Origin of the sequence: Streptomyces sp. NPDC002057 (assembly GCF_040296665.1) — a bacterium.
Lineage (GTDB): Bacteria > Actinomycetota > Actinomycetes > Streptomycetales > Streptomycetaceae > Streptomyces.
In genome coordinates, this window is record NZ_JBEOXR010000001.1 from 77,142 (window position 1) to 91,839 (window position 14,698).

General features: G+C 69.5%; 16 protein-coding genes. 8 read left to right on the forward strand and 8 right to left on the reverse strand.

Translation table 11 applies throughout. The features are described 5' to 3' along the window. Positions 1 to 53 precede the first annotated feature (53 nt). From ABT129_RS00355 to ABT129_RS00365, 3 genes are all read left to right on the forward strand, one after another. On the forward strand, positions 54 to 917 hold the full coding sequence (locus ABT129_RS00355; RefSeq protein ID WP_351894685.1) for a GNAT family N-acetyltransferase: 864 nt from the start codon (positions 54 to 56) through the stop codon (positions 915 to 917). A gap of 118 nt (positions 918 to 1,035) precedes the next feature. Continuing rightward, positions 1,036 to 1,500 carry a MarR family winged helix-turn-helix transcriptional regulator gene (locus ABT129_RS00360; protein WP_351894688.1) on the forward strand — a complete coding sequence of 155 codons (465 nt, stop codon included), beginning with the start codon at positions 1,036 to 1,038 and terminating at the stop codon, positions 1,498 to 1,500. A 37-nt stretch (positions 1,501 to 1,537) separates the two neighbouring features. After that, positions 1,538 to 1,990, forward strand: coding sequence for a GNAT family N-acetyltransferase (locus ABT129_RS00365; protein ID WP_351894690.1), 453 nt, complete (start codon positions 1,538 to 1,540; stop codon positions 1,988 to 1,990). 65 nt (positions 1,991 to 2,055) lie between these two features. Here ABT129_RS00365 and ABT129_RS00370 read toward each other — a convergent pair whose 3' ends face one another. Both ABT129_RS00370 and ABT129_RS00375 read right to left on the reverse strand, forming a co-directional pair. Next, complete coding sequence (locus ABT129_RS00370) at positions 2,056 to 3,438, reverse strand: serine hydrolase domain-containing protein (protein WP_351894692.1); 1,383 nt, start codon at positions 3,436 to 3,438, stop codon at positions 2,056 to 2,058. A 59-nt stretch (positions 3,439 to 3,497) separates the two neighbouring features. Then, the gene (locus ABT129_RS00375) at positions 3,498 to 4,298 is read right to left on the reverse strand and encodes an SDR family oxidoreductase (RefSeq protein ID WP_351894694.1); all 801 of its coding nucleotides are present in this window, start codon (positions 4,296 to 4,298) and stop codon (positions 3,498 to 3,500) included. A gap of 175 nt (positions 4,299 to 4,473) precedes the next feature. On the opposite strand from ABT129_RS00375, the gene ABT129_RS00380 reads away from it, so the two are divergent. Then, positions 4,474 to 5,037: a dihydrofolate reductase family protein gene (locus ABT129_RS00380; protein ID WP_351894695.1), complete on the forward strand. Its 564-nt coding sequence runs from the start codon at positions 4,474 to 4,476 to the stop codon at positions 5,035 to 5,037. 27 nt (positions 5,038 to 5,064) lie between these two features. Here ABT129_RS00380 and dnaB read toward each other — a convergent pair whose 3' ends face one another. Continuing rightward, a complete protein-coding gene (dnaB, locus tag ABT129_RS00385; protein ID WP_116159964.1) occupies positions 5,065 to 6,546 on the reverse strand; it encodes a replicative DNA helicase in 1,482 nt (493 codons plus the stop codon). Between the two features lie 423 nt (positions 6,547 to 6,969). Here dnaB and ABT129_RS00390 point away from each other — a divergent pair, with 423 nt between their 5' ends. Continuing rightward, positions 6,970 to 8,307 (forward strand): MATE family efflux transporter, encoded by a 1,338-nt coding sequence (locus ABT129_RS00390; protein ID WP_351894699.1) that lies wholly within the window; start codon positions 6,970 to 6,972, stop codon positions 8,305 to 8,307. 113 nt (positions 8,308 to 8,420) lie between these two features. Here the strand turns inward: ABT129_RS00390 and rplI are convergent, their stop codons facing one another. The 4 genes from rplI to rpsF all read right to left on the reverse strand — a co-directional run bounded on the left by rplI (position 8,421) and on the right by rpsF (position 10,145). Further along, a complete protein-coding gene (rplI, locus tag ABT129_RS00395; protein ID WP_351894701.1) occupies positions 8,421 to 8,867 on the reverse strand; it encodes a 50S ribosomal protein L9 in 447 nt (148 codons plus the stop codon). A gap of 18 nt (positions 8,868 to 8,885) precedes the next feature. Further along, positions 8,886 to 9,122 carry a 30S ribosomal protein S18 gene (rpsR, locus tag ABT129_RS00400; RefSeq protein WP_003956534.1) on the reverse strand — a complete coding sequence of 79 codons (237 nt, stop codon included), beginning with the start codon at positions 9,120 to 9,122 and terminating at the stop codon, positions 8,886 to 8,888. 58 nt (positions 9,123 to 9,180) lie between these two features. Continuing rightward, a complete protein-coding gene (locus ABT129_RS00405; protein WP_351894703.1) occupies positions 9,181 to 9,780 on the reverse strand; it encodes a single-stranded DNA-binding protein in 600 nt (199 codons plus the stop codon). 74 nt (positions 9,781 to 9,854) lie between these two features. After that, positions 9,855 to 10,145, reverse strand: coding sequence for a 30S ribosomal protein S6 (rpsF, locus tag ABT129_RS00410; protein WP_015034882.1), 291 nt, complete (start codon positions 10,143 to 10,145; stop codon positions 9,855 to 9,857). 284 nt (positions 10,146 to 10,429) lie between these two features. Here rpsF and ABT129_RS00415 point away from each other — a divergent pair, with 284 nt between their 5' ends. From ABT129_RS00415 to ABT129_RS00425, 3 genes are all read left to right on the forward strand, one after another. After that, positions 10,430 to 10,747 (forward strand): hypothetical protein, encoded by a 318-nt coding sequence (locus ABT129_RS00415; protein ID WP_351894706.1) that lies wholly within the window; start codon positions 10,430 to 10,432, stop codon positions 10,745 to 10,747. 141 nt (positions 10,748 to 10,888) lie between these two features. Continuing rightward, positions 10,889 to 12,007, forward strand: coding sequence for a lipid II:glycine glycyltransferase FemX (locus ABT129_RS00420; RefSeq protein WP_351894708.1), 1,119 nt, complete (start codon positions 10,889 to 10,891; stop codon positions 12,005 to 12,007). Positions 12,008 to 12,089: 82 nt separating this feature from the next. Continuing rightward, positions 12,090 to 13,121 (forward strand): alanine racemase, encoded by a 1,032-nt coding sequence (locus ABT129_RS00425; protein WP_351894710.1) that lies wholly within the window; start codon positions 12,090 to 12,092, stop codon positions 13,119 to 13,121. Between the two features lie 16 nt (positions 13,122 to 13,137). Here the strand turns inward: ABT129_RS00425 and ABT129_RS00430 are convergent, their stop codons facing one another. After that, positions 13,138 to 14,652: a glycosyltransferase family 87 protein gene (locus tag ABT129_RS00430; RefSeq protein ID WP_351894712.1), complete on the reverse strand. Its 1,515-nt coding sequence runs from the start codon at positions 14,650 to 14,652 to the stop codon at positions 13,138 to 13,140. Positions 14,653 to 14,698 lie beyond the last annotated feature (46 nt).

Sequence of the window (14,698 nt, forward strand, 5' to 3'; positions counted from 1 at the left end):
CAGATCCGGTAAAGCGGTGGACGGACGATCACCGGGTCGGACAGCCTGACTGCATGCCGACTTCCCCCTCCCCCCTCGCACAGCTCCCCATCCGGCGCCTCACCTGGGAGGACCTTCTCGCCTGCTCCGACCTCTCCGAGAACCGGGGATGGCCGCGTGAGGAGCACAAATGGGGGCTGCTGCTCAACGCGGGCACCGGCTACGGCATCGACGACCCCTCCGGGCCCGGGCTGATCGCCTGTTCCGTAGTCACGTCCTACGGCCCTGGGCTCGCCGCGATCGGCATGGTGCTCGTCGCCGAGCGGTACGCACGCCAAGGGGTGGGACGCCGACTCATGCGGCACGTCCTGGCGGAGGCCGGGGACACTCCGCTCACCCTGCACGCCACCTCGAACGGCCGGCCCCTCTACGAGCAGCTGGGATTCACGGAGACGAGCCGGGCGGAGATGGTGAGCGGGCGCTTCACCTTCAGCACGCCCGCCCCGGCCGTTCCGGTGCGGCCGGCGACCGCGGAGGACCTCCAGGCGATCCTGCGTCTGGATCACGAGGTCTTCGGCCTCGATCGCACCCACATCATCACGCGCCTCCCCGCGTTCGCGGACCATCTGCGGGTCGCGGAGGCGGACGGCGGGATCACGGGCTTCGCGGCGGCCTGGCCCAACATGGACACCCATGTCGTCGGACCCCTGATCGCCCGGGACCCGGGCACCGCCCAGGCCCTGATCGCCTCGCTGGCCGCCGCCACCGACCGACCGCTGCGGACGGACATCGACGTGCGTCACACGGCACTGTTGGGGTGGATGAAGGAGAACGGCATCGACTCGGTCGCCTCCAACTCGGTGATGGTCCGCTCCGTGCCCGACCTCCCGGGCGACTGGCGCCGCCGCTTCGCTCCGCTGACGGTCGCGGCCGGATAGCCCACGGCCCGCGACCCTCGCGAAGATTTACTTGCACACGCGCATTATTGCGTTGCATCGTCTACCCTGGGTCAAGAGCCACTCCACTGCCGAGCGGAGACCGAGGAGAGACGAGACCATGACCGCGACGGACCCGGCACTCACCGCCCTCTCCCAGCGCTGGTGCGCACTCTCCCTGCTGCACGGCAGGATCGAGTCCCACATCGAGCGTGCCCTGGAGAGCCGACACGGTCTGAGCGTGCGGGAGTACTCGCTGCTCGACGTCCTCAGCCGCCAGCACAGCGGCCCCGGCGGCCACCTCCAGATGAAGCAGGTCGCCGACGCCGTCGTGCTCAGCCAGAGCGCCACCACCCGGCTCGTCACCCGGCTCGAAGACCGCGGCCTCCTCACCCGGTACCTCTGCGCCACCGACCGCCGCGGCATCTACACCGATGTCACCGAAGCCGGGCTGAAGCTCCTGGAAGAGGCCCGCCCCACCAACGACAGCGCGCTGCGCGAGGCCCTCGACGAGGCCGCGAAGAACCCCGAGCTGGCCCCTCTGGTCCAGGTCGTGGAGGGCGTCGGCGCCGGCGTTCCCGCCTGACACGAGGGCGGAAACAGCCCGGCGTACGCTGCGGGACATGAGCGATCTCGAGATACGTCCGGCCGTCACTGAGGACATCGAAGCCATCGTCGCGATGCTCGCCGACGACCCCCTCGGCGCGCAGCGTGAATCCCCGGACGACCTCGGTCCCTACCTCAGCGCCTTCGAGCGCCTCACGAACGACCCTCATCAGCATGTCGTCGTGGCCGTCCGTGGGGGCAAGGTCGTCGGCACCCTCCAGCTGACGATCGTCCCGGGGCTCTCCCGCCGGGGCGCCACCCGTTCGATCATCGAGGGGGTCCGCATCCACGCCGAGGAGCGCGGCAGCGGCCTCGGGACACAGCTCATCGAGTGGGCCGTCGACGAGTCCGGGCGCCAGGGCTGCCGACTCGTCCAGCTGACCTCCGACGTCACTCGCACCGATGCCCACCGCTTCTACGAGCGTCTCGGCTTCGAGGCCTCCCACCTGGGCTTCAAGAAGAACCTCTGAGGCGGAACGCGGCGCGCCGGGCCGCAGCCCGGCGCGCTGTTTCACGTGAAACAACCCGGAGCGGCTCAGAGACCGCGCCAGCCCGCCTCGTCCACTCCGCCCGGCACCGCGTCCGCAGGCGCGTACGGCTCCCTGGTGAAGACGAACGAGCCGAGATCGAGATGGCTCACGCTCCCGTCGGCCCGCCGCACCGCCCGAAGCGTCTCCCCCGCGTAGTAGCCGTTCAGCCCGACCCAGCCGCCCTCGGGCAGCGCCCGGAAGCGGGCCCGCCGCCCGGCACCCCTCAGAGGTTCGAGCACCACACCCCGGTCGGGTCCGAGCCGGAGCCCGTAGGCGTACGTGCCCCAGTACCAGGGGCCCGTCAGGGCGAGCAGCTCCTCGTCGACCTCGGCCTCCGGAAGCGGGCGCCACGGCTCCGGAAACTTCGGCTCCGCCTCCGCCACGATCCGCACGAGATCGGCCGCCACAGCCGCTGTCAGAGGCCCCGAGGTGGCATTCGCGAGGGCGATCGCCGCCAGGCCGTCCTCCACGCTCACCCAGAGGGCGGCGACGAAGCCGGGGAGCGAGCCGGTGTGGCCGATCAGGGTCCGGCCGTCGCTGCGCAGCAGTTGGAGACCGAGTCCGTAGCTCCCCTCCCACTCCCCCTCGCCGGTCGCGGAGGCCGGAGCCCTCATCTCCGCCACGGAGGACGCGACGAGCACCCGGTCGTCACCCGCCGCGAGGAAGGCCGCGAACCGGGCAAGGTCCGCCGCCGTCGACCAGAGCTGTCCGGCCGGCGCCATCAGCCCCAGATCCTCCGAAGGCTCCGGCAGCATCACATCGGCCCACGGGTGCACCGCCCAGCCGCCGGCGTGCGGAGCGACCGGATCCAGCGTCGTACGCCCCATGCCGAGCGGCTCCAGGATCTCGCGCCGCAGCGCTTCCTCCCAGGACACCCCCCGCACCGCCTCGACGAGCGAACCGAGCAGCGTGTAACCCGGGTTGGAGTAGTGGTGGCGGCGCCCCGGCGCCTGGACGAAGGGACGCTCGCCCAGCACGTCGGAGAGCTCGGGCCGCAGGTCGGCGGACGAACGCTCCCACCACGGGCCGGGCGTCTCGGCCGCGAGACCGCCGCTGTGACCGAGGAGTTGAGCGATCGTCACCTCACCGGCGCCCGTGGCCTTGAGGTGCCTCTCCAGCGGATCGTCGAGCCCGAGGAGCCCCTCGTCCCGCAGCCGCATCACCAGCACGGCCGTGAACACCTTGGTGAGGGAGCCGATCCTGAACTGTGTGTCGGCGTCCGGCGCGTGTCCGTCCACACAGCTGCGCGAACCGCTCCACACGAGCTCGCCGTCGCGCACCACTGCCCCCACGAAGGACGGCGCCCGCCCCTCGGACTGGGCGACCGCGACACGGTGGAGCAGAGCCCGCTCGGTACCGGGCAGAAGAACTTCGAAAGATGACGTCATGGAACCCATCCAACACAAGGCCCCCGCATCCGGGGGCTGTGGGCACATGAGCGCCCGGTCTACGCGAAGCCGCCGTTGCTCATCAGCAACTGGCCGTTGATCCACTGGCCTTCCCCGGAGCACAGGAAGTCCACGAGATGCGCGGTGTCCTGCGGAGTTCCCAGGCGGCCGAGCGGGGTGTCGCGGACGCAGTGCTCCCGGAGTTCCTCGGACATCCATCCGGTGTCGACGGGCCCGGGGTTGATCACGTTGGCGGTCACGCCGAGGTGGGCGAGTTCACGGGCGGCCGCCAGAGTGATGCGGTCGAGGGCTCCCTTGCTCGCTCCGTAGGGCAGGTTGCCGACGGTGTGATCGCTGGTCAGGCCAATGATCCGACCGGTTCCCGGGGCTGCTGCGAAACGGCGGCCGAACTCGCGGATGAGCAGCCAGCTGGCGCGCGCGTTGACGGCGAAGTGCCGGTCGAAACTCTCGACGGTGGTGTCGAGCAGACCGGAGTCGACCGACTCGCAGTGGCACATCACCAGCGCGGTCACGGTGCCCAGCCGCTGTTCGGCCGCGTCGAAGACGCGTGCCGGGGCGTCCGGGTCGGCGAGGTCCGCCTCGATCGCCGTGCTGGACGCGCCGTGTTCGGCCAGAGCTTGGCTGATCGCTTCGGTGGCGCCGGTCTCCCGGCCCCAGACCATGCGGTCGTCGTAGGGAGCCCAGTAGGTGAAGGCGATGTCCCAGCCCGACGCTGCCAGTCGGCGGGCGATGCCGGCGCCGATGCCTACCGTGCGGCCCACGCCGGTGACCAGGGCGAGCGGGCGGGCGGTGGGCGGGCGGCCCGGGGTGGTCTGGTTCTGATCGGTGCTGTCCGTCACGGTCTGGGATCGTCCAGGACCGGCACCGGAGGGTCAATCGCTTTTCCTGTGTCCTGCCGGTTCTCCGCCGTCCGAGCACGGTGGCACCCGAGATCGGTCCCGGATCGGGCACCGATGAGTTCCCCGCGCCGCGTCGGTCTCTCCTCAGGAGAGCGACACACGGAAGGCTGGCGCCATGCGGAAACTGATCTACGGCATGAACCTGACCCTGGACGGCTACATCACCGCGCCCGGCGACGACATCGGCTGGAGCGTGCCGAGCGACGAGCTGTTCCAGTTCTGGTCCGACCAGCTGCAGGCGACCGACCTGACGCTGTACGGACGCAAGCTCTGGCAGACGATGAGCTCCTACTGGCCGACCGGCGACCAGCGGCCCGACGCCACCCCGGCGGAGATCGAGTTCGCGCGCCGCTGGCGGGACATGTCGAAGGTGGTGTTCTCCTCGACGATCGACCGGGTCGACTGGAACACCCGGCTGGTCACCGGCGACGCGGTCGCCGAGATCACCCGGCTCAAGGCCGAGGACGGCGGCCCGATGGACATCGGCGGAGCGACGCTCGCCGGGGCGGCCATGCGGGCCGGCCTGATCGACGAGTACGTGCTGGCCACCGCGCCGGTCCTGGTGGGCAGCGGCACGCCGTTCTTCACCGCGCTGGACAACTGGGTGAACCTCGACCTGGTGGAGACGCGGACGCTTCCCTGCGGCGTGATCCTGACCAGGTACGAGACGAGACGCTGAGCGCCCGTCCTGGTGACCCGGACCCCGTCAGGTCTGGGCCATGTCCACGAAGCGCGAGTAGTGGCCCTGGAAGGCCACGGTGATCGTGGCCGTGGGGCCGTTACGGTGCTTGCCCACGATGATGTCGGCCTCGCCCGCTCGCGGGGACTCCTTCTCGTAGGCGTCCTCGCGGTGGAGCAGGATCACCATGTCGGCGTCCTGCTCGATCGAGCCGGACTCGCGGAGGTCGGAGACCATCGGCTTCTTGTCGGTGCGCTGCTCGGGACCACGGTTCAGCTGGGAGAGCGCGATCACGGGCAGCTCCAGCTCCTTGGCGAGGAGCTTGAGGTTTCGCGACATGTCGGAGACCTCTTGCTGCCGGCTCTCCTGCCGCTTCGAGCCGCCCGACTGCATGAGCTGCAGATAGTCGATGATCACGAGCTTGAGGCCGTTGCGCTGCTTGAGCCGGCGGCACTTCGCGCGGATCTCCATCATCGACAGGTTCGGGGAGTCGTCGATGTAGAGCGGGGCCTGCGAGACGTCCGGCATCCGGCGGGCGAGACGGGTCCAGTCCTCGTCGGTCATCGTGCCGGAGCGCATGTGGTGCAGCGCGACCCGGGCCTCGGCCGAGAGCAGGCGCATCGCGATCTCGTTGCGGCCCATTTCGAGGGAGAAGATGACGCTGGGCAGGTTGTGCTTGATCGACGCCGCCCGGGCGAAGTCCAGGGCGAGGGTCGACTTACCCATGGCGGGACGAGCCGCGATGATGATCATCTGGCCGGGGTGCAGGCCGTTGGTCAGCGAGTCGAGGTCGGTGAAGCCGGTGGGCACACCGGTCATCTCACCGCTACGGGAGCCGATGGCCTCGATCTCGTCGAGGGCGCCCTCCATGATGTCGCCGAGCGGCAGGTAGTCCTCGGTGGTGCGCTGCTCGGTGACGGCGTAGATCTCGGCCTGGGCCGAGTTCACGATCTCGTCGACGTCTCCGTCGGCCGCGTATCCCATCTGCGTGATCTTGGTGCCGGCCTCGACGAGCCGGCGCAGGACGGCCCGCTCGTGGACGATCTCCGCGTAGTACGAGGCGTTGGCCGCGGTCGGGACCGACTGGACCAGGGTGTGCAGGTAGGAGGCGCCGCCGACGCGGGTGATCTCGCCCCGCTTGGTGAGCTCGGCGCCGACCGTGATCGGGTCGGCCGGCTCGCCCTTGGCGTAGAGGTCGAGGATCGCAGCGTAGACGGTCTCGTGCGCGGGCTTGTAGAAGTCGTTGCCCTTGATGATCTCCACGACGTCCGCGATGGCGTCCTTGGAGAGCAGCATGCCGCCGAGGACGGACTGCTCGGCGTCGAGGTCCTGCGGGGGAACGCGTTCGAAGCCGGAGAGTCCGCCGTCCCACGGGCCTTCGCTGCCCCGCTCGTGCTGGTCGTCCCGCCCGCGGCCACGGCCGCGGCCTTCGCCCCGGGTACGGGTGGGCAGTCGGTCGCTCGGTCCGCTGTCGGCCCAAGGGTCGTCCATGGGCTCGGGAACGCTCACCAAGCACCTCCTCCGTCCGCTCCGCGGACCTCGCCCTGCCACTCTTTCTTACGCCACGGCCCTGATCAACGAGTGGCTTTGCGACCGCTTCTGGCGCGTCGGGCGCCGGACCACGGTAGGCCCGCGAGGGGCGTCAGCCAATCTGGTTATCCACAGGCCCTGTGGGTGAAGGGTCAGATGCTGTGGAGAACTCCCCGGAACCTGTGCACGGAGCGGGGGACAGCCATGTGGACAAACTCATAAGCCCCTCGGCTTCACGCACCTGACCTGCATGTTTTCCATCCACGGGCTGTGGGGGAGAAAAACTTTTCCCCCTGGACCAAGATCAGAACAAACGACCCACACCCGAAGCCGCTTACCCCCTTCAAGTAAGGATCACTAACTCATTGCATCTCTTACCTGTGGAAGATTAGATTGGCCCCCATGACCCAGGCCCCCGCGACCTCCAAGGCCGTCCGCCGACAGCACGACCGCGAGATCGTCTCCCTCGCCCTGCCGGCCTTCGGTGCTCTCGTCGCCGAGCCGCTCTTCCTCATCGTCGACAGCGCCATCGTCGGCCATCTCGGCACCCCCCAACTCGCGGGTCTCGCGATCGCCGCCGCTCTGCTGACCACAGCGGTCAGCGTCTTCGTCTTCCTCGCCTACGCCACCACGGCCGCCGTCTCCCGCCGTGTCGGCGCCGGAGACCTCCAGGCCGCCATCCGGCAGGGCATGGACGGCATCTGGCTCGCCCTCTTCCTCGGCGTCGCCGTCGTCGCCCTCACCCTGCCCACGGCGCCCTGGCTCATCGATGTCTTCGGCGCCTCCGACACGGCCGCACCCTACGCCGTGACCTACCTCCGGATCTCCGTCCTGGGCATTCCGGCGATGCTGGTGGTCCTGGCCGCCACCGGGGTGCTGCGCGGCCTCCAGGACACCCGTACACCGCTCTACGTGGCCATCGGCGGCTTCGCGGCCAACGGCGCACTCAACATCGGGCTGGTCTACGGAGCCGGTTTCGGTATCGCGGGCTCCGCCTGGGGCACGGTCATCGCCCAGTGCGGCATGGCCGTCGCCTACCTCGTCGTGGTCGTGCGGGGCGCCCGCCGCCACGGAGCCTCTCTCCGTCCCGACGCGACCGGCATCCGCGCCTCCGCCCAGGCCGGCGTCCCGCTCCTCGTCCGTACGCTCTCGCTCCGGGCCGTCCTGATGATCGCCACAGCCGTCGCGGCCCGCATGGGCGACGCGGAGGTCGCCGCGCACCAGATCATCCTGTCCCTCTGGAGCCTGATGGCCTTCGCCCTCGACGCGATCGCCATCGCGGGCCAAGCGATCATCGGCCGCTATCTCGGCGCGAACGACGCCGAGGGCGCACGCCAGGTCTGCCGGCGCATGGTCCAGTGGGGCGTCGTCTCCGGTGTGGTGCTCGGCGCGTTGCTGATCATCGCCCGCCCCTTGTTCATCCCGCTCTTCACCGGGGACACCACCGTCCAGGACACCCTGCTTCCGGCCTTGCTGGTCGTCGCGCTCTCGCAACCGATCTCCGGGGTCGTCTTCGTCCTCGACGGCGTCCTGATGGGTGCCGGGGACGGCCCCTACCTGGCCTGGGCCATGCTGCTGACCCTCGCCGTCTTCGCCCCGGTCGCCCTCCTGATCCCGGTTCTCGGCGGCGGGCTGACGGCGCTCTGGTGGGCGATGACGCTGATGATGTCGGTCCGGATGGCGACGCTCTGGCTGCGTTCCCGCTCCGGTCGCTGGATCGTGACAGGCGCCACACGCTGATGTTCCACGGGGAACAGCGCGACGATCGACGTTTCACGTGAAACAGCGGAAGGGCCGCACCCCGAGGGGTGCGACCCTTCCTCACTGCTGAGCGCAGACTGCCAGGGGCAGCGTTACGCGGCGACGATCTCGACGCCGAGCTTCGCGGCCACGTCGGCGTGCAGACGCACGGACACCTGGTGCGAGCCCAGGGTCTTGATCGGCGAACCGAGCTCGACGCGACGCTTGTCGACGTCGGGGCCACCCGCGGCCTTGATCGCCGAGGCGATGTCGGCCGGGGTCACGGAGCCGAAGAGACGGCCGGCGTCGCCGGAGCGAACGGCCAGACGGACCTTCGTACCCTCGAGCTGGGCCTTGATCTCGTTGGCCTGCTCGATGGTCGCGATCTCGTGGATCTTGCGGGCGCGGCGGATCTGCGCCACGTCCTGCTCGCCACCCTTGGTCCAGCGGATCGCGAAACCACGCGGGACCAGGTAGTTGCGGGCGTAGCCGTCCTTGACGTCGACGACGTCGCCAGCGGCACCGAGGCCAGAAACCTCGTGGGTCAGGATGATCTTCATTAGTCGGTCACCCTTTCCTTATCGCGCGGTGGACGTGTAGGGCAGCAGCGCCATCTCACGGCTGTTCTTGACGGCCGTGGCGACGTCACGCTGGTGCTGCGTGCAGTTGCCGGTGACGCGGCGGGCACGGATCTTGCCGCGGTCGGAAATGAACTTCCGCAGCATGTTCGTGTCCTTGTAGTCCACGTACACGGTCTTGTCCTTGCAGAACGCGCAGACCTTCTTCTTAGGCTTGCGCACAGGCGGCTTCGCCATGGTGTTTCTCCTGTGTGATCAAGAAGTGGGGGTACGAGCTGCTTCGAGGGCTTGCGCCCTAGAAGGGGGGCTCGTCCGAGTAGCCGCCGCCGGAGTTTCCACCCCAGCTGCCTCCGCCGCCCTGCTGCTGGCCGCCGCCGGAGGAGGAGGCACCGCCGGTCGCCCACGGGTCGTCGGCGGGAGCACCGCCACCACCCTGCTGGCCACCGCCGGAGTTTCCACCCCAGCTGCCACCGCCGCCGGCCTGCTGGCCGCCGCCGCCACCGCTGCCGTAGCCGCCCTGGCCGCCTCGACCGGTGGTCTTGGTGACCTTGGCCGTGGCGTTCTTGAGGCTGGGGCCGACTTCCTCGACGTCCAGCTCGTAGACCGTGCGCTTGACGCCCTCACGGTCCTCGTAGGACCGCTGCTTCAGCCGGCCCTGCACGACGACGCGCATGCCTCGCTGAAGCGACTCGGCGACGTTCTCCGCCGCCTGACGCCAGACCGAGCAGGTGAGGAAGAGGCTTTCGCCGTCCTTCCACTCATTGGTCTGACGGTCGAAGGTGCGGGGGGTGGACGCGATACGGAACTTCGCGACCGCCGCACCGGACGGGGTGAAGCGCAGCTCGGGGTCGTCGACAAGATTGCCGACGACCGTGATGACGGTCTCGCCTGCCATGGGGGTACCTCTCGGCGGGATTGCTTCTGGCTGCTTTGCTGCTACTCGGACCCGATGACCACTGAGCTAGACGCTCAGTGGGTCTCGGGACGGAGGACCTTGGTCCGGAGGACCGACTCGTTCAGGTTGAGCTGTCGGTCGAGCTCCTTGACGACCGCAGGCTCGGCCTGCAGGTCGATGACCGAGTAGATGCCCTCGGGCTTCTTCTTGATCTCGTAGGCCAGACGACGACGGCCCCAGGTGTCGACCTTCTCGACCTTTCCGTTGCCCTCACGGACGACGGAGAGGAAGTTCTCGATCAGCGGGGAGACAGCGCGCTCCTCGAGATCGGGGTCGAGGATGACCATCACTTCGTAGTGACGCATGTGGAACCCACCTCCTTTGGACTCAGCGGCCACGGTCGTTCCGTGGCAGGAGGGTCGTGATGCGTACGCAACGGTATCGGCCACCACTGACAGTCCCCCTCGGCGAACGAGGGACACCATCGGATCCATGACGGACCAGGGCAGACACCGGTGCAGACCGTACAGCGTACCCGGACATCGCCCTCCGGTTGAAATTCACTGGTGAGGGGACGCAATCTGTACACAACGGATGTCGGCGGCGCTACGATGCGCCGCCTTCCGCCAGGCACGCCAGGAGGTGCCCCATGGCACAGGTAATGCGACCCGACCCCGGCCACTCCCTCTTCGCAACCGACGGCAAGCCCCATCCGCTCCAGGACACCCTGGTCGGAGTGACACTGGTGCTGGGCGTCCTCGCCTTCGTCACCGCGCAGTTCCACAACCTGCATCTGCTGAGTTCCTGGGCGGGCCTGATCGGCATCCTGACCGGTGCCTACGGCCAGTTCATCTCCGTGACGACCCGCGAACGCTTCCTGCTGATCCTCGGACTCGGCGCCTCGGCGTTCGGCTTCTACCTCGGTATGGCGCACGGCGGGCTCTTCGGCGGCGTCATCAGCGGCTGAGCCCCGCGGTACGCCCGGGCGGGCCCAGCGGCACGTCAGGGCGTACACGCCCATCCAGGGCGCTCCCCGGTCACAGTAGGCTTCGGCGCGAGAGCCGGAGCCCCTGACCGATGGGGACACACCTGCCGAGGAGCGCCCCGCATGAGCCTGACCCTGAGGACCATCAGCCGTGAGCAGCATCTGGGTTTCATCCAGAGCCAGCCCTCGGCGAGCCACTGCCAGGTCCCGGCATGGGCTGATGTGAAGACCGAGTGGCGCTCGGAGAACCTCGGCTGGTTCGACAGGAACGGCGAGCTCGTCGGTGCCGGTCTGGTGCTCTACCGCCAGCTGCCGAAGATCAAGCGCTACCTGGCCTACCTCCCCGAGGGCCCGGTCATCAACTGGCACGCGCCCAACCTCGACGACTGGCTGCAGCCGATGCTGGCGCACCTCAAGCAGCAGGGCGCCTTCTCGGTGAAGATGGGTCCCCCGGTCGTCATCCGGCGCTGGGACTCGGCCGCCATCAAGGCCGGCATCCAGGACCCCGACGTCAAGCGCCTCAAGGACGTCGAGGCCACCCACATCGAGCCGCGCGCCTTCGAAGTCGCGGACCGGCTGCGGAAGATGGGCTGGCAGCAGGCCGAGGACGGCGGCGCCGGCTTCGGCGACGTGCAGCCCCGCTACGTCTTCCAGGTCCCGCTCGCGAACCGCTCGCTCGACGACGTCCTCAAGGGCTTCAACCAGCTGTGGCGCCGCAACATCAAGAAGGCCGAGAAGGCCGGCGTCGAGGTCGTCCAGGGCGGCTACGAGGACCTGGCCGAGTGGCAGCGGCTGTACGAGATCACGGCCGTCCGTGACCACTTCCGGCCGCGCCCGCTCTCGTACTTCCAGCGCATGTGGACCGTCCTCAACAGCGAGGACCCCAACCGCATGCGGCTCTACTTCGCCCGCCACAACGGGGTGAACCTCTCCGCGGCGACGATGCTCGTCGTCGGTGGGCACGTCTGGTACTCCTACGGCGCCTCCGACAACATCGGCCGTGAGGTCCGGCCCTCGAACGCGATGCAGTGGCGGATGCTGCGCGACGCCTACGCGATGGGCGCGACCGTCTACGACCTGCGCGGCATCTCGGACTCGCTCGACGAGACCGACCACCTCTTCGGGCTCATCCAGTTCAAGGTGGGCACCGGCGGCGAGGCCGTCGAGTACGTCGGCGAGTGGGACTTCCCGCTCAACAAGCTGCTGCACAAGGCGCTCGACATCTACATGTCCCGCCGCTGAGCCGTGCCGTGTCGCTGACGTTTCCGTAATCTCGTACATATCTTTGATACACCGCTGCCACCAGAAAGGTTCCGGGCCGGCCATGGCGCTCTCCCTCTACGTCGACACCGCTCGCTGGCGCGCGCACCAGAAGACCGTCATCGATCAGTTCCCCGGTGTGATCCCGGTCTGCAAGGGCAACGGGTACGGCTTCGGCCACGAGCGCCTCGCGGACGAGGCGGCCCGGTTCGGCGCCGACATGCTCGCCGTGGGCACCACGTACGAGGCCGCGAAGATCAAGGACTGGTTCAGCGGCGACCTGTTGGTCCTCACCCCGTTCCGCCGGGGTGAGGAACCGGTTCCGCTGCCCGACCGGGTCATCCGCTCCGTGTCGTCCGTGGACGGCGTCCACGCCCTCGTGGGCGCCCGCGTGGTCATCGAGTGCATGAGTTCGATGAAGCGCCACGGCGTCCGCGAGGAGGAGCTCCCGCAGCTCCACTCCGCCATCGAGGACGTACGGCTCGAGGGCTTCGCGCTCCACCTGCCCCTGGACCGCCCCGACGGCACCGACGCCGTCGAGGAGGTCATCGGCTGGATGGACCGGCTGCGGGCCGCCCGGCTGCCGCTGCACACCATGTTCGTCAGCCACCTGCGGGCCGAGGAGCAGGCGCGGCTGCAGCAGCAGTTCCCCCAGACCCGCTTCCGGGCCCGGATCGGCACCCGGCTGTGGCTGGGCGACCACGACGCCACGGAGTACCGGGGCGCGGTCCTCGACGTGACCCGCGTCGCCAAGGGCGACCGGTTCGGCTACCGCCAGCAGAAGGCCGCGTCGGACGGCTGGCTGGTCGTCGTCGCCGGCGGCACCTCGCACGGCGTGGGCCTGGAGGCCCCCAAGGCGATGCACGGCGTCATGCCCCGTGCCAAGGGCGTCGCGCGGGCCGGTCTCGCCACCGTCAACCGGAACCTGTCGCCGTTCGTCTGGGCCGGGAAGCAGCGCTGGTTCGCCGAGCCGCCGCACATGCAGGTGTCGATCCTGTTCGTGCCGGCCGACGCCCAGGAGCCCCGGGTCGGCGACGAGCTCGTGGCGCATCTGCGCCACACCACGACGCAGTTCGACCGGCTCGTCGAGCGCTGAGCCGGCCGGACCCGCCTCACCCCCGGAAGCCCCGCTCTCCGGGGGTGCCCCATTCCACCCGCTGCCCGTCGTCCGCGGCCGGTGCCGCGTGGCGGGCCGGGTGGGCGGCCCTGCCCGCGACGAAGACGTCCTCCGCGCCGTCCAGGACGCCTCCGGAGGGGTCGTCCGAGCCGTCCTGCCGGACCGGGTCCTTCTCGGGCCTCAGGATGTCGCGTACGACCACCACGCACAGGTACAGGGTGCCGGCCAGGTGCAGGACGATCGCGAACTGGTAGCCGTCGACCGGCAGTCCCTGCTTGTTGCCGCTGGCGGTGAACGCCAGGTACATCCAGACGCCCGCGAAGTACATGACCTCGCACGCCTGCCAGATCAGGAAGTCGCGCCAGCGCGGCCGGGCGAGCGCCGCCAGCGGGACCAGCCACAGGACGTACTGCGGTGAGTAGACCTTGTTGGTCAGGACGAACGCGGCGACGATCAGGAAGGCCAGCTGGGCGAAGCGGGGCCTGCGGGGCGCCGTGAACGCCAGGTAGGCGAGACCCGCGACCGCCGCCAGCATCAGGAGCAGCGCGTACAGGTTGGCCCGGTCCGGCGTGATCGTGGCGCCCGTGCGCTGGCTGACCAGCAGCCAGACCGAGCCGAAGTCGACGTTGCGGTGGCGGCTGAAGAGGTAGAACTGCTTCCACCCCTCGGGTGCCAGCACCATCACGGGCAGGTTCACCACCAGCCACGCGCCGCCCGCGCCGAGCACCGCGGCCCCGTACTGCCGCCACTTCCCGGCCCGCCAGCAGAGCAGCAGGAGCGGGCAGAGGAGCAGTATCGGGTAGAACTTGGCGGCGGTGGCGAGGCCGAGCAGGATGCCGAAGGCCAGCGGACGGCCGCGCGACCACATCAGAACCGCGGCGCCGGTCAGCGCGACGGCCAGTATGTCCCAGTTGATCGTGGCGGTGAGCGCGACCGACGGCGCCAGGGCGACGAGCAGCCCGTCCCAGGGACGGAGGCGGTGCGTGCGGCTCACACAGACCGCGAGAACGGCCGCGCAGACCATCAGCAGACCCGCGTTGGCCAGCCAGTACGACTGCTCGCGCTGCATCGTGTCGCCGCCGCCCGGCGTCAGCCAGGCCGCGACCTCCATGAACAGACCCGTCAGAACGGGGTACTCCAGGAACGGTATGTCGCCGCCCAGCCGGTCGAAGTAGGGCACCAGGCCGTCCGCGAAGCCCCGCCCGGAGAAGAGGTGCGGGATGTCCGAGTAACAGGCGTGGGTGTACTGGGAGGTCGTGCCCCGGAACCAGGCCCAGTTGTAGCAGGGCAGCTTCTGCACCATGCCGAGCGCGAACATGCCGATGGCCACGAGGGCGATCACCCGCACCGGCGTCAGCTGCCCGGTGCCGGTGAGCGCCCGGCGCCCGTAGGGGCCGCCGATCAGTTCGCTGCCCGCTGCGGCCACCTTGTCCCGGTGGGTGGGGATGACCGTCTGCGAGCGGCCCTGCGGCCGGTCCTGCGGCGCGCTCGTCTTCTGGAGGCTCGGCATGGGGGACATCCTGCCGTACGTCTCCGGGAAAACGGCGAGGGCCGCC